At 59.2% G+C, this 14150-nt stretch carries 12 protein-coding genes; 10 read left to right on the top strand and 2 right to left on the bottom strand.

The window, feature by feature from the left end:
• Positions 1-5 precede the first annotated feature (5 nt).
• Complete coding sequence (locus ASG19_RS14400; protein WP_062458580.1) at positions 6-1208, bottom strand: mandelate racemase/muconate lactonizing enzyme family protein; 1203 nt, start codon at positions 1206-1208, stop codon at positions 6-8.
• Positions 1209-1335: 127 nt separating this feature from the next.
• Positions 1336-2424 carry an RHE_PE00001 family protein gene (locus ASG19_RS14395; RefSeq protein WP_062458577.1) on the bottom strand — a complete coding sequence of 363 codons (1089 nt, stop codon included), beginning with the start codon at positions 2422-2424 and terminating at the stop codon, positions 1336-1338.
• Between the two features lie 385 nt (positions 2425-2809).
• Between ASG19_RS14395 and repA the strand changes: the two genes are divergently transcribed.
• The 10 genes from repA to ASG19_RS14345 all read left to right on the top strand — a co-directional run bounded on the left by repA (position 2810) and on the right by ASG19_RS14345 (position 14111).
• Positions 2810-4006: a plasmid partitioning protein RepA gene (repA, locus tag ASG19_RS14390; protein ID WP_062458574.1), complete on the top strand. Its 1197-nt coding sequence runs from the start codon at positions 2810-2812 to the stop codon at positions 4004-4006.
• Positions 4007-4009: 3 nt separating this feature from the next.
• Positions 4010-5035 (top strand): plasmid partitioning protein RepB, encoded by a 1026-nt coding sequence (gene repB / locus ASG19_RS14385; RefSeq protein ID WP_062458571.1) that lies wholly within the window; start codon positions 4010-4012, stop codon positions 5033-5035.
• 157 nt (positions 5036-5192) lie between these two features.
• Positions 5193-6521 (top strand): plasmid replication protein RepC, encoded by a 1329-nt coding sequence (gene repC / locus ASG19_RS14380; protein ID WP_082476342.1) that lies wholly within the window; start codon positions 5193-5195, stop codon positions 6519-6521.
• Between the two features lie 332 nt (positions 6522-6853).
• Positions 6854-8488, top strand: coding sequence for an ABC transporter substrate-binding protein (locus ASG19_RS14375; RefSeq protein ID WP_062458567.1), 1635 nt, complete (start codon positions 6854-6856; stop codon positions 8486-8488).
• 72 nt (positions 8489-8560) lie between these two features.
• Entirely contained in the window at positions 8561-9574 is a 1014-nt protein-coding gene (locus tag ASG19_RS14370; protein ID WP_156466518.1) for an ABC transporter ATP-binding protein, read from the top strand.
• A complete protein-coding gene (locus tag ASG19_RS14365; RefSeq protein WP_062458562.1) occupies positions 9571-10569 on the top strand; it encodes an ABC transporter ATP-binding protein in 999 nt (332 codons plus the stop codon). Before ASG19_RS14370 ends, ASG19_RS14365 begins: the two co-directional genes overlap by 4 nt.
• 11 nt (positions 10570-10580) lie before the next feature.
• The gene (locus tag ASG19_RS14360) at positions 10581-11507 is read left to right on the top strand and encodes an ABC transporter permease (protein ID WP_062458560.1); all 927 of its coding nucleotides are present in this window, start codon (positions 10581-10583) and stop codon (positions 11505-11507) included.
• A 14-nt stretch (positions 11508-11521) separates the two neighbouring features.
• Entirely contained in the window at positions 11522-12403 is an 882-nt protein-coding gene (locus tag ASG19_RS14355; protein WP_062458558.1) for an ABC transporter permease, read from the top strand.
• 20 nt (positions 12404-12423) lie between these two features.
• A complete protein-coding gene (locus tag ASG19_RS14350) occupies positions 12424-13182 on the top strand; it encodes a glycerophosphodiester phosphodiesterase family protein (protein WP_062458555.1) in 759 nt (252 codons plus the stop codon).
• A gap of 14 nt (positions 13183-13196) precedes the next feature.
• Entirely contained in the window at positions 13197-14111 is a 915-nt protein-coding gene (locus tag ASG19_RS14345) for a TIM barrel protein (protein WP_062458550.1), read from the top strand.
• The last annotated feature ends 39 nt before the right edge of the window (positions 14112-14150 follow it).

The raw sequence follows: 14150 nt of genomic DNA, 5'->3' as shown, positions 1-14150 counted from the left end.
ATGCCCTACATGTCTGCGAGGTTTGAGAAACGCCGTGTTACGGTGAAGAGCTTGTCCAGGTCTGGATTGAGGTCCATTCCGAGGCCAGGACCAGGCGGAACCGTGATCATGCCGTTCTTCACCTCAGGCAGTGCGGTGACGAGATCGCGGTACCACGTCTTGTAGAAGGCGCGCACACTTTCCTGCACCAGCGCATTGGGTGCGTTAAGCGACAGGTGCGTCGATGCGCCGAGGACAACCGGGCCGGTGCAATCGTGCGGAGCGATCGGCAAATGCCAAGCCTCCGCCATCGATGCAATCTTGCGTGCTTCCGACAGTCCGCCGCACCAGGAGATGTCCAGCATGACGATGCCGGCGACGCCCGTTTCGAGATAATCCCGGAAACCCCAGCGCGTTACCAAGGTCTCAGATGCTGAGATTGGTGCGGGCGATACGTCGGCATAACGACGGAGGCTCGACAGGCTATCCATCTTGATCGGGTCTTCATGCCAGAACGTGCTGTAGGGCGTCAGCGCCCTGGCAATCTGCATCGCGGGCAGGAGCTGCCACATGGAGTGAAACTCCACCATGATGTCGATCTTGTCGCCGACAGCGTTGCGGATCTTTTCGAATGGCTGAAGCGCTGCGTTGAGATCGGAAGGTGAAATATACTGTCCCCTCGTCTTTTCGGCGGCGGCATCGAAGGGCCAGATCTTCATCGCCGTGATCCCCTCCTCCAGCAGCGAATGTGCCAATTCGTCCGCCCGGTTGAGAAACCCGTTGAGATCGTCGTAGTCCGAGCCAGTCGACAGGCCATAGTTGCCCGTGGTCTGGCCGGTGGATTTCTTGATATATTCGGTGCCGGCGCAGGTATTGTAGGTGCGGATTTCCTTGCGGCTGAAGCCGCCCAACAACTGCGCGATCGGCTGGCCGGTAACCTTCCCGAACAGATCCCACAACGCGATGTCGAAAGCCGAGTTGCCACGCACCTCGGCACCCGAGGATCGGAACCCGACATAGCCCACGAGGTCCTGTGCGAGAAGATCGATGGCAAGCGGATCGCGGCCGAGCACCCGCGGTGCAACATATTCGTGAATGTAGCTTTCGACCGTCTCTGCCCCGAAGAACGTCTCGCCGAGACCGGTCAGACCTTCATCCGTATGAACCAGAACCCAGATCAGGTTTGCGCGCTCTGCAACTCGAACGGTTTCGAGTTTCGTGATCTTCATTGATACCTCCCTTAATGTCCTCCACGACATACCCTCATCATTAAGGGATCGCTTGGACGATAGAAAGGCCGGGAACACTCGTTTCAGTTCGCTTTTGTCTTTATTTGCAACGCGTTAACCCGTCAGATCAAAGTATTCCCCAGGCGCGAAAGCGCCCTCGCCCGGTAAATTCACGAAGATTGAGTTCAGCAGCAATTTTCAGCGCGCCCTGCGGGGTTATCTCCAGTGCGTCGGCAATCATCCCGCTCGAAACAAGCGGGCGCGACAAGACAAGTTCGATTAGCTGGGGAAGCCGCGACGACTGTCGCCGACCCACCAGACGGCGCTCGAGTTGCTGCTTGGCGAGCAACAACCTCTGGTGCTCTTTCATGCCATGCTCGGACGCGAGCGCAATTGCTTCCGTGAACGCGAGAAGCCTCACCATGCGGTTCCCGCTCATTCTGCGCTCCCGCGACACCTGCCGGAGACCGAAGTTGACCGCGGACAACTGCGTTTCGGTTAACCCGGCTTCGCGCAACACCGCGCTCGCCAGCAGACGTCCAAGCCAGGGCGCATGCTTCAACACCTGCAGGTGAAACCAAGCGTCCCACGCAACGGCGGCCCTGAGGAGGGGCGGCATGGACTGCGTTTCATCCAGCACCACGCGCCATTCCGACAGACGAGCGTCCTCGTCCCAGTCCTCGTCATAGATGAGGGCGTCCCGGTCTGGTATCTTCATCGCACGAACGCTTACGGCGTCCGCAAGCAGCGCCTGGCTTCGCGCGAGAACGGCATCGATAGCGGCCAAGGGATCCTCGAAATCATCGTCACGCGAGATCGTTGCGAGCCCTCTCGGTGCCGCCTTGATCTCAATGTCTTGAGCCTCGTCATGACGACCGGACCTCAGCGCGGCAAGACCAGCGGCGCTCAAGGCCCATTCCGGTTCGCTCGCCGCAATTCGCCGGCGCGTTCGCAGTACGTCATGGGCAACTGTCAATTCGTGAGTGGAGGCTCGAACTGCCATCCCTGCGTCATGGAGAACAAGGTCTTCGATATGGACAAGTTCCCCATCGATCCACAGGGACGAGCATGCTTCCAAGAATTGGGCGCGATCGATCCAGCCTTGCCGTACGGGGGAACTAGCGATCCGCTCATCGAGTCGTACAACGCCGGCAGTCGCTGCGGAGACCGGTCCGAACAACTCACCAAAGTCTATTTTTGAGAGATCGTAACGCATTGAAAGCGTTATAGTTCAATGCCGTTGTGAAAGCTAGCGTCACGTTCGGTTTCGCTACCGGACACAAGATGGATGCGTCCGTGAGATGGAACCGTTTAGCCTCTGGCGTGATGGATCAAGCTAGCATCTGTATGGAGATAAGCAAGCACCATAAACGCTTATAGACAGGTTAAAGATGGCAAACGTTTAGCGATCCACTCAGCAAAATCTGATACCTTACCCCTGCCCCACTTCTCGTTGTCCGCGGACAACGAGCGCGACTTTTGCTCTCCACAGGCGCAAAATTCATCTGCATTGAATCATTTGTACAACTCGTGCGAATCGGGGCATATTCAACTGCGCAGTTTTCCGAAGAACTTCGCCAATTGCGCAGTTGGAGAGAAAGATGCCGCAGCCAAGCTTGAAAGTCGACGAACCTCAGGAGCACTTGCCAACGACTCTGGCAACAGATGCCCAGGAGCTTGCGCATCAACTTCAGATGCATCAAGCGAAAATCTTCGCACCGACATCTCAAAAGACGATCCGGCCCTTCCAGCCAGCCGAAGCCGCGAGCTTCATCGGCATCGGAGAAGGCTATCTCCGTCAGGTTGCCGCAGAAGGATACGGACCCGAGCCGCTGGCGAACGGCCGGCGTGTTTATCTGCCGACCGACATGGATCGTATTCGTCAGGTTCTCGACGAAAAGAACGGCGTGGCGAAATACGTACCGGCCCGCCGTCCTGGCGAAAAGCTGCAGGTCATTTCCGTCATGAACTTTAAGGGCGGAAGCGGCAAGACGACGACGTCCGCGCATCTGTCTCAATATCTTGCCCTTCGTGGTTATAAGACGCTCGCGATCGATCTCGATCCGCAGGCGTCTCTGTCGGCGTTGTTCGGGCATCAACCCGAGCTCGATGTGGGCGAAGGCGAGACGCTCTATGGTGCGATCCGCTATGAGGATCCGCGCCCTATTTCGGAAATTGTCCGCTCCACCTACACACCGAACCTGCATATTCTGCCGGGCAACCTCGAACTGATGGAGTTCGAGCACGAAACACCAAAAGCCATGGCGTCGGGACAGGTTGCGACGATGTTCTTTGCCCGCATCGGCGAAGTTCTTGCCGATATCGAAGACCTCTATGATGTCGTCGTCATCGATTGCCCGCCGCAGCTCGGCTTCCTGACGATGTCGGCGCTTTGCGCCTCGACATCGACCTTGATTACCGTTCACCCGCAAATGCTCGACGTCATGTCGATGTCGCAGTTTCTCTCGATGACCAGCGAACTGATGTCGGTTGTCGAGCGGGCAGGGGGGCGGACAAGCTATGACTGGATGCGTTATCTTGTGACGCGGTTTGAACCCAATGACGGCCCACAGAGCCAGATGACGGGCTTTATGCGCGCCATCTTCGGCAATCGTATGCTTCACAACGCCATGTTGAAGTCGACAGCGATCTCCGATGCCGGCGTCACGAAACAGACACTGTATGAGGTCGAGCGCAACCAGTTCACCCGCGGCACCTATGACCGGGCGATGGACTCGCTCAATGCCGTGAACCTCGAGATTGAAGAATTGATCCGGTCCGTGTGGGGGAGGCGCTAACAGATGGCACGTAAAAACCTGATCGGCATCTTCGAACCTCCGGCGCCGGACAACAGTTCAGCACCAGCGCCGACACCTGCCGCACCCCCGTCTGCTCAATCGTCACGTCCATTGGCCGGAATGGCACCGGCCGTCCGCAGCGGTGTCCCCGTTGGTGGCATCACGAGAACGCTTGGCAGCATCACGCAGAAGATGGAAAGGGCGCAGGATCTCGAGCGGCAGCTTTCGGAAGGTCTTTCCGTCGTTGAACTGGATCCATCGCTGATCGACAGTTCCTTTGTTTCCGACCGTATGCTGATCGATGGCGAAGCGCTTTCCCAACTGGTCGAGCAGGTTCGCGAGCATGGACAGCAGGTGCCGATCCTCGTGCGGCCTCATCCCGACCAGTCGGGCAGGTTCCAGGTCGCCTACGGTCACCGCCGACTTGCAGCCGTCCGACAGCTGGGCCTCAAGGTCAAGGCGGTTGTCCGCGTTCTGACCGATGACCAGCTGGTCGTCAGCCAGGGTCAGGAAAACAACGCCCGCACGAACCTCTCGCATATCGAACGCGCCTTGTTCGCCACCCGTCTCGAGGATCGTTCGTTCACGCGCGATATCATCATGGCAGCGCTTGGCGTCGACAAGGCAGCCTTGTCAAAAATGATCAGCCTGGTCCGGGCGATTCCGATGGAAATCATCGATGCGATCGGTCCGGCACCTGAGGTTGGCCGCAGGCGGTGGACGGAGCTGTCGGAAAAGCTCAATGCCGGAAACATTCCAAGGCTGCTCTCGTCCCTTCAGAAGGGCAGGGCAGAGGGTAAGACAAGCGACGAGCGTTTCCAGCTCGCGTTTACACAGTTGTCCGCGAAACCTGAGGATAGTGGCAAGCCGGCTCAAGCACAGCTGAGCGGTCTGCCGGTTGTCATGCGCAAATCGGGAAACCGGTCGACATTCGTGTTCGATGCGAAAAGCGCACCGGGTTTTGACGATTTCGTCAGCGAACGGCTCACGGGCCTTTTCGCAGAATTTAAACGCAACAAGGGAGTTTGATCAGCAAAAGAAAAAGGCCCCCGAACGACCAAGGTCGTGGAAGCCTCTCTCCGATTTCTAGCAAGATCGAGAATCGCACTTCCATGAATCACAGTCAAGAGTCTTTGGCACCGTTTCGGTGAGCGGCTTTCTTTTGCCTGAAAAAAGGTGAGAGAAAATGGAGAGTGGAACTGTAACGACGCCCTTTGGGCGGCGGGCGATGTCGTATGGGCTGTTGGCAAACCATCAAAAAGCCAGCGAAATTGCATCCGGAATCAAGAGATCGAAGTGGAAACTGTTTCGATCGATCTGCGAATCACGGTCATCCCTCGGGATCAGTGACCGGGCACTGACTGTGCTCGACGCACTTTTGACCTTCTATCCGGGCGATGAACTTTGCGAGGATGGCAATCTCATCGTCTTCCCGTCCAATGCACAGTTGTCGCTTCGAGCGCGTGGAATGGCACCGGCAACACTTCGCCGCCATCTCTCGGTGCTGGTGGAAGCCGGACTGATCCTGCGCAAGGACAGCCCGAACGGCAAACGCTATGCGCGCCGCAGTTCAGGTGGCAAACTCGATGATGCTTTCGGCTTCAGTCTCGCACCACTTCTGGCACGCGCACGAGAGATCGAAACGATGGCAGCGGGGATCGCTCTTAGCCGTGAACAACTCAAGGCTGCAAAAGAAAGAATTACTCTTTGCCGAAGAGATCTCGCAAAGCTGATTACTTTTGCCGTGGATGAAAAAATTTCCGGTGACTGGGAGCAGGCACAGACAAATCTTCAATGCGTCATACAGGCAATTCCGCGCGTCCTCACACTCGATATCGCAGAGCCGCTCCTCACAAAACTCTCGGTACTTCGTGAAGAAGTCGTCAACCAATTGAAATTAAATATGAAATCACCAGAGATGAGCGCCAATGAATCTCAAAGTGAGCGCCACATACAGGATTCAAAAACAAATATCATTTCTGAATCTGAACCGGTGTCGAAAGGGCTTTCAACCGAACAAGCACCGGAACACACTTTGGCGAACGGCACAGCAATCGAAGAGATTGACGATCAACGCGATACTCGACAAAAGCGCCCTCGTTTGAGCTCGATCACCACACACAAAGCTCTACCACTCCCATTCGTCCTGCAAGCCTGCACCCAGATCAACGATTATGGGCCAAGAGGTGGGATCGCGTCCTGGAGGGATCTGATTACGGCAGCCTATGTTGTTCGTTCCACTCTCGACATCACGCCAGCTGTCTATGAACGCGCAGCAATCGTGATGGGGCCTGAGAACGCCGCAACAGTGCTTGCCTGCATGCTCGAACGCGCTGAGCATATCACGTCTGCTGGAGGCTATCTGAGAGACCTGACACGCCGGGCAGAGAAGGGTGAATTCGCGACCGCGCCGATGCTGATGGCTCTGATGAGAGGCAGTCGATCGAAGCCTGAAACATACCCAAGCACGACCTCACCCCGACAAGGCCCGACCAAAACCGCTTGGGTTTGCTGATGATGACACCGGGGAATTTCCGGTCGATCACCGTCGACAAAGAGGTCCGCGGAACCATCGTTCGGAGTTTGTGAAACAAAGAGAAACCTCTCCTTCCTGACGGCCAGCGCGTCTGGAGATCGCGTCAACGAGTGGAAATCGAACACACAGGCAAACGTCACATCCGCGTAACATTGGTCCCCTAGAGCTACGCCAAGTCAGCGGCGCGGTTGAGGTCCTCCCGAAACACGCGGCCAGCCGGCTCAAATTTGTTTGTCGATTTCGAGTGGCATCTGACGCGGAAACCATTGTGTTTTCCGTGAACGCATTCACTCGCCCACAGGAGAGATCCAATGCTTTCTATCAACCGTCGCTACGCCTTGGGGCTGATGTCAGCCGCAGCCGGCACCATCGTCCTGCCACGCATGTCCTTCAGCCAGTCGACACGCCCATCGGTCACGATTGCCGTTCAGAAGATCACCAACAACAACACGCTCGACGTCTGGAACGAACAGTCGAACGTCGGAGAGCGCGTGTTTTTCCCGAACCTCTGGGAAGGCCTGATCGGCCGCGACTGGATGGGCAATCAGGGACCTGTTGCCAGCCTCGCAACCGAATGGAAGCGCATCGACGACAAGACGCTCGAACTGAAGCTGCGCCAGGGCGTAAAATTCCACAACGGCGACGAACTGACCGCTGAAGATGTTGCGTTCTCCTTCTCCAAGGAACGTGTTTTTGGCAGCACCGAGCCCAAGGGCGGCAAGACTGTCTTTGAAGCGGACAACAAGCCCAATACCGCCAAGGAACTTCCGGCGATCGTACCGGGCGTCGGCCGCCGCATGTGGCCAGCGCTGGCAGGCGTTGAGATTGTCGACAAGCACACCGTGCGTTTCCACAATGCGACGCCTGACATCACGCTCGAAGGCCGTCTCTACTCCTTCGGCAGCCAGATCACCAATCGCCGCGCTTGGGACGAAGCCAAGAGCTATACGGATTGGGCTCGCAAGCCGGTCACGACCGGTCCTTACATGGTTTCCGAATTCAAGCCTGACGTGTCGCTGACGCTCGTTGCTTTCGATGAATACTGGGGTGGCCGTCCGCCATTGCAGCAGATCCGCTTCGTCGAGGTTCCGGAAGTCGCATCCCGCGTCAACGGCCTGCTCTCAGGCGAATACGACTTCGCCTGCGACCTGCCGCCAGACCAGATCGCCGCAATCAAGGCCGCTCCCGGCCTCGAAGTCCAGAGCTCGACCATCTGGAACCACCGCATCTCCACATTCAACACGCAGAACCCGGTTCTCGCCAACCCGCTGGTTCGTCGCGCGATGACGCACTCGATCGACCGTCAGGCGATCGTCGAAGCGCTGTGGGCAGGTCAGACTGTTGTTCCGGCCGGGCTTCAGTTCGAATCCTTCAAGACATCCAACATGTATGTCGAAGGCTGGGCTGCTCCGGAATTCAACCCGGAACTTGCTCGCAAGCTTCTCAAGGAAGCCAACTACAAGGGCGACGCGATCCCGTACCGCCTTCTCAACAACTACTACACCAACCAGACTGCGAACGCGCAGATCATGGTTGAGATGTGGAAGCAGGTTGGCCTCAACGTCGAGATCCAGATGAAGGAAAACTGGGCGCAGATCCACGATCCGGCTGGTGTCAAAGGCGTGCGCGACTGGTCTGCAGGCAACACGATCAACGATCCGATCACGCCACTCGTCGTCCAGTTCGGACCAAACGGCGAAGCGCAGCAGAAGAAGGACTGGACGAACGAGGAGGTCAACAAGCTTTCCGTCATCATGGAAACCTCGACCGACCGCGCCCAGCGACACAAGGCTTTCGCCCGCATGCTGGAAATCTGCGAGCGCGAAGACCCGGCCTATCAGGTCCTGCACCAGAACGCCGTCTTTACCGGCATGAAGAAGTCTCTGAAGTGGAAGGCAGCACCTGCCTTCGCGATGGACTTCCGCACAGCCAACTGGAACGCCTGATCGTTCTGATGTCTCACGCCGGCCGCGAAAATCGCGGCCGGCGCATCTGCTTATAAAATGGAGGTGCGTTCCATGGTGAAAAACCTTGTGGAACTGCGCGGCCTGAAGGTCGCTTTCGACGGCGTTCAGGTACTGCATGGTATCGATCTCGATATCGCCCGCGGAGAGGCGATCGGCCTTGTGGGTGAATCCGGATGCGGCAAGTCCGTCACCTGGCTCGCGGCACTCGGGCTTTTGCCCGGAAAAGCAACGGTCAGCGGATCAGTCCGCGTCGACGGACAGGAAATCCTCGCACAGCCACGACACGTGCTCGAAGGCGTACGCGGCAAGCGGATCGCAATGATCTTTCAGGATCCGTCCAGCTCGCTCAATCCGGTTCTGCGCGTCGGTCGCCAGATCACAGAAGCACTGGCGATCCATCGCGGCCTTCACGGGGAGGCAGCAAAGGCCGAAGCGTTGAGGCTGCTCGACATGGTCGGCATTCCCGATGCCCGCCGGCGCATCGAACTCTTTCCCCACGAATTCTCCGGCGGCCAGTGTCAGCGCGTGATGATCGCCATGGCGCTTGCCGGCGAGCCGGATCTTCTCGTTGCCGACGAGCCGACAACGGCTCTCGACGCGACGATCCAGGCCCAGATCCTCGATCTTCTGATCGCATTGCGCGCCGAAACCGGCATGGCGACGATCTTTATCAGCCATGATCTGGGCGCCGTCTCGCAGGTCTGCGAACGCGCCTGCGTCATGTATGCCGGCCGTATCGTGGAGCAGGGGACGATCCAGGCCCTGTTCGACAACCCGCGCCATCCTTATACGCGCGGTCTCTTCGATGCCATTCCGCGTCTGGATGGTCCGCGCGAACGATTGATCCCCATTCCGGGCACGGTGCCCAATCCACGCGACCTGCCGGAAGGCTGCGCCTTCTCGCCGCGCTGTTCGCATGCCGCAATCGACTGTCGGACCCGCATGCCGGCTCTTCACTCCACGGATGATGGGCGGCTTTTGTCCTGTCACCATCCCGTCGGTTCACATCCTCCGATCGGCGTTACACATCCGGCTGAGGCCCGCGTTCTGGAGCCGCTGTCATGAACGAGCACTTCAAAACCCCTCTCATCGAAGCGAAAGGTCTGGTCAGGACCTACGAAGTTCGCCAGGGCATGTTCGGACGCGCGACACCGGTGCGAGCCGTCGATGGCATTGATCTGAAGGTCATGCCGGGAGAGACGCTCGGCATCGTCGGCGAATCCGGTTCCGGCAAGTCGACGCTCGGCCGCATGCTGCTCGGCATCGATCCGCCGCAGGAAGGGCAGGCTCTCTTCGAAGGCAAACCGATGCCGAAGCTCGCAACGCCGGAATGGCGTGCATTGCGCGCAAAAATGCAGTTCGTCTATCAGGATCCGCTGGCTGCGCTCGACCGCCGTCTGACGATTGCCGAGCAGATCGGCGAGCCGCTCGCCATCCACAATCTCGTGCCGAAACCCCATCGGGAAACGCGCGTCGCCGAGTTGATGTCGGCTGTGGGTCTGAGACCCGATCAGGCGGGTCGCTATCCGCATGAGCTTTCGGGCGGTCAGCGTCAGCGCGCCGTGATTGCCAGGGCGCTTGCATCGCGGCCGAAGCTTCTGGTCTGCGACGAGCCTGTCTCGGCGCTCGACGTGTCGATCCAGGCGCAGGTGGTCAACATGCTGCGCGACCTGCAGGAGAAAAACCACATCGCAATGGTGTTCATAAGCCATGATCTGAAGGTGGTCCGCAATATCGCCGACCGCGTCGCCGTCATGTATCTCGGCCGTATCGTCGAAGAAGCATCCTCGGACGTCATCTTCAAGACGCCGCTGCATCCCTATACCAAGGCGCTGGTTTCCAGTGTGCCGGTGCCGGGCAAGCTACTTCAAGGCCGCGTCATCCTGCAGGGAGAGCCGCCGAACCCTGCCAACCGCCCATCCGGCTGTGCCTTCCATCCCCGCTGCCCGCTTGCCGCCGATATCTGCCGTACCAGCGTGCCGCAGCTTCTGTCGGTTGCCGATGGCCGAACCGCGGCCTGTCACATGGTGACCCGCGCCGAGGCGTCGGTCGCGGCCTAAAGGAATTCCCGATGTTTCGTTTCGCTTCCATCCGCCTCCTTCGCGCGCTGATCACCATCCTTGCTGTCATCACCTTTGCCTTCGTCGTGTTGCGGCTGTCGGGTGATCCGGCGCAGGTCATGCTCGGTCCTGACGTTCCGCAGGAATCCGTCGATGCCTTCCGCAAGGCCTGGGGCCTCGATCAGCCGCTGTGGATCCAGTACCTGTCCTATATCCGGGCGATCTTCACCGGCGATTTCGGCGTCTCCATGCGTGACAAGGCTTCCGCCATGCAGCTGGTGATCGAGCGCATTCCGGCGACCCTGCAGCTGACGATCCCGGCACTGTTCCTGAAGGTCGTGATCGGTATCCCGGCCGGCGTCTATGCCGCGCTGCATCGCCAGAGCGCGATCGATCGCGGCGTTATCCTCGCCGCCATCTTCGGCTTCACCATTCCGTCCTTCGTCATGGGCCTGCTTCTGGTGCTGATCTTTTCGATCACGCTCGGGCTGCTTCCATCCGGCGGTCAGGACACCTGGCAGCACGGCATCCTGCCGACGCTGACGATGAGCATCGGCGGTATCGGCATTCTCGCGCGCTTTTCGAGAAGTGCGATGATCGAGGTGATGGGCCAGCCCTATATCCGCACGGCTTCTGCCAAGGGAATGAAGTGGCAGGATGTCGTCTGGAAGCATGCGCTGCCGAATGCCGCTGTTCCGATCGTCACCATCGTCGGGTTCATGGTCGGCACGTTGATCGCCGGCGCGGTCGTGGTGGAATCGATCTTCTCCTGGCCCGGCATAGGTCGCCTGCTCGTCGTCTCGGTCAGCAACCGGGATCTCGCTGTGGTCCAGTGCATCCTGCTCCTGGTCGCCGCCACCATGGTCGTGTCGAACCTTATCGTCGACCTGCTCTACGGCTTTCTCGATCCACGGCTTCGCGCCCAGAGCGCTCACTAGAGAGGAGGCCGGTCATGACTGTTACCGATATCGCCCGCCCACAATCACCCAACTTGTCTCTCTTCACCCGCTTCATCAAGCAGGTCCGCAAGGTTCCGTTCTCCGTTACCTTCGGCATCGTCTGGCTGGTCGGGATGGTGGTGGTTGCCGTGTTTGCAGACGTCATCCGCCCCTATGGCATTACCGCCATGGATCTGCGCGCCCGTCTGTCGCTGCCGGGCAATCCCGCGCATCTGCTGGGTACGGATGAGCTGGGGCGCGATGTCCTGTCGCGCCTGCTTCAGTCGATCCGTGTGTCGCTGGCGATCGCCTTTGGTGCAACGATCATCTCCGCCGTGTTCGGTACCGTGCTCGGCTTTGCCGCGGCAAAGTTTCGGGGCGCGGTCGAGCATCTTGTCCTCGTTCTCGCCGATTTCCAGGCGGCCCTTCCGTTCCTGATCATGTCGCTCGCCGTGCTTGCCTTCTTCGGTTCGTCGATGCCGCTTTTGATCGGTTTGATGGGGTTTTACGGCTGGGAGCGCTATGCCCGCATCGCCCGCGGCCTCGCGATCTCGGCCAGCGCGCAAGGCTATGCGTCTGCCGTTGTGCAGCTCGGCGCCACGCCTGGCCGCGTCTATCTTCACCACATCCTGCCGAACGTTGCCTCGACCCTGATCGTCTCAATGACGCTCACCTTTCCGGAAATCATCCTGATGGAAAGCGGGCTCTCGTTTTTGGGCCTCGGTGTGCAGCCGCCGGAAACCAGCCTTGGCAACATGGTCGGCTTCGGCCGCGAATACCTGACGCGGGCGCCGTGGATCATGCTGGCGCCGGCCTTCGTCATCATGGTGACGACGCTTTCCATCTCGCTCGTCGGTGACTGGCTGCGCGACAAGCTCGATCCGACCCTTCGCTGATGACATTCCAGGAGACGACAATGACGAAGATCACCGGCCACCGGGGAGCCCGCAATCTCTGGCCCGAAAACTCCATGACCGGCTTTCGCAACGTTCTGGCGCTCGGTGTGGATGCGATCGAATTCGACGTGCACCTGACCGATACCGGCGAACTGGTCGTGATCCACGACGCGACGCTCGATCGCACGACGGACAAGAGCGGTCCCGTCCGCTCGCTGACACCTGACATGCGCGGCGAAACGCATCTCTCCGGTTCTGATGACACGGTGCCGACATTGGCCGACGTTCTCGCCGTTCTGGCGGAATCCGAGGGCAAGCAGCTGCATGTGGAAATCAAGTCCGACGAAGCACAGCAACCCTATCCGGGCATCACCGAGAAAGTCGTGGCCGAAATCGAGCGGTTCGGTCTGGCGGAGCGCTGCCATCTGACCTCCTTCGATCTTTCCGTTCTCGAGGAATGCCGGCGTGTTGCTCCTGATATTGCGCGCCTCGTATCGGTGAATGCGGCATGGGCCGAGAAGCAGGACGGCCTTGAACGCTTCCTTGAGAAGGTCGACGGCCTCGCCGATATTGTTGCCATCCACCACGAGCTGATGGATGCCGAATGGCAGCTTATCACCCGCAAGCTTCCGATCGAAAACCTTTGCGTCTGGACCCTGAACGACGAGGCGCTGATCCGGCGCTGGCTCGAACGGGGCATCGGTCACCTGACCTCCGACAGCCCAGACCTCGCGCTCGATCTGCGACGCGAAACCCAGTTCCAATCCGAACCTGCCTGAAAGGGAATATGACAATGAGCAACATCATCGGCACAGGCTTCAATGCCGGCTCCACCAATGGAGAACTTGAAAGCCTAGAAAAGGAACTGCGGATCCTGAGCGAGATCGGCGTCGATACCGTCGAACTTGGGCTCACCAGCCTCGATCTGATCTCGGGCGGCCGGATCATCGACGAGCGGGCCGAACGGCTCGTCGCGCTGACGAAGCAGTTTGACTTCCGCTACACGGTTCATGGCCTCGTGTCCTCCAACTTCATGGAGCCGGAAACCTGCCGCTACCAGCTCGACGCCGCCAAGGCGCTTGCGCAGATCTGCGACCGGATCGGTGCCGGCATCCTGGTCCAGCACGGCGGTAACCTCCGTGCCGAGCAGATCATGGAGCGTGCCGAGGCCGACGCCCGCGAACGCGAAGCGCTGTTCGAACTCGCCGAATTCTGCAAGCCTTACGGTGTCAGGGTCGCGTTTGAGAACATCTTCACCACGGAGCCCGGCCAGTATCGCCAGACGCCCACCCAGATCGCCGAAACGGTGAAGACGGTCGGGCATCCGAACCTCGTGGCGCTGATCGACTTCAGCCATGCCTATCTCGAATCGACCTATCGCGGCCTGAATTTCCGCGAGGAGCTGCGGGCCATGGCGCCGGTTGCTGGCCATCTGCATGTCCATGACAGCTTCGGCCGCCCGCAGGCTTTCTACAAGGGTTACCACGTGCAGGAAAATACAGCGCTCGGCATCGGCGATCTGCACATGCCGCTCGGCTGGGGCGACATCGACTGGGAAGATATCTTCTCGGAACTCACCTTCCTGCCCGGCACCGTGCTGATGATGGAAATCGGACGGCGCTACCACGCCGAACAGCCCGCAAGTCTGGAACGGGCAAAGGGCCTGATGGCCTTGAACAGCCGCACCGCAGCTATCGCGGCAGAATAACTTCAGGCAGGGCGGGGGGRGGGACACCTCCCCCCGCCC

The organism is Rhizobium sp. Leaf306 (genome assembly GCF_001423425.1).
In the GTDB taxonomy this organism is placed as follows: domain Bacteria; phylum Pseudomonadota; class Alphaproteobacteria; order Rhizobiales; family Rhizobiaceae; genus Neorhizobium; species Neorhizobium soli.
This window is presented reverse-complemented; position numbering and strand designations above follow the sequence as displayed.

Bases quoted from the DNA above. Each gene is read 5' to 3' on its own strand.
- repC (WP_082476342.1), top strand. From the start codon at position 5,193: ATGGAGAGTGGAACTGTAACGACGCCCTTTGGGCGGCGGGCGATGTCG.
- ASG19_RS14395 (WP_062458577.1), bottom strand. From the start codon at position 2,424: ATGCGTTACGATCTCTCAAAAATAGACTTTGGTGAGTTGTTCGGACCG.
- ASG19_RS14400 (WP_062458580.1), bottom strand. From the start codon at position 1,208: ATGAAGATCACGAAACTCGAAACCGTTCGAGTTGCAGAGCGCGCAAAC.
- ASG19_RS14365 (WP_062458562.1), top strand. From the start codon at position 9,571: ATGAACGAGCACTTCAAAACCCCTCTCATCGAAGCGAAAGGTCTGGTC.
- ASG19_RS14350 (WP_062458555.1), top strand. From the start codon at position 12,424: ATGACGAAGATCACCGGCCACCGGGGAGCCCGCAATCTCTGGCCCGAA.
- repA (WP_062458574.1), top strand. From the start codon at position 2,810: ATGCCGCAGCCAAGCTTGAAAGTCGACGAACCTCAGGAGCACTTGCCA.
- ASG19_RS14345 (WP_062458550.1), top strand. From the start codon at position 13,197: ATGAGCAACATCATCGGCACAGGCTTCAATGCCGGCTCCACCAATGGA.
- ASG19_RS14355 (WP_062458558.1), top strand. From the start codon at position 11,522: ATGACTGTTACCGATATCGCCCGCCCACAATCACCCAACTTGTCTCTC.
- ASG19_RS14370 (WP_156466518.1), top strand. From the start codon at position 8,561: ATGGTGAAAAACCTTGTGGAACTGCGCGGCCTGAAGGTCGCTTTCGAC.
- ASG19_RS14375 (WP_062458567.1), top strand. From the start codon at position 6,854: ATGCTTTCTATCAACCGTCGCTACGCCTTGGGGCTGATGTCAGCCGCA.
- repB (WP_062458571.1), top strand. From the start codon at position 4,010: ATGGCACGTAAAAACCTGATCGGCATCTTCGAACCTCCGGCGCCGGAC.
- ASG19_RS14360 (WP_062458560.1), top strand. From the start codon at position 10,581: ATGTTTCGTTTCGCTTCCATCCGCCTCCTTCGCGCGCTGATCACCATC.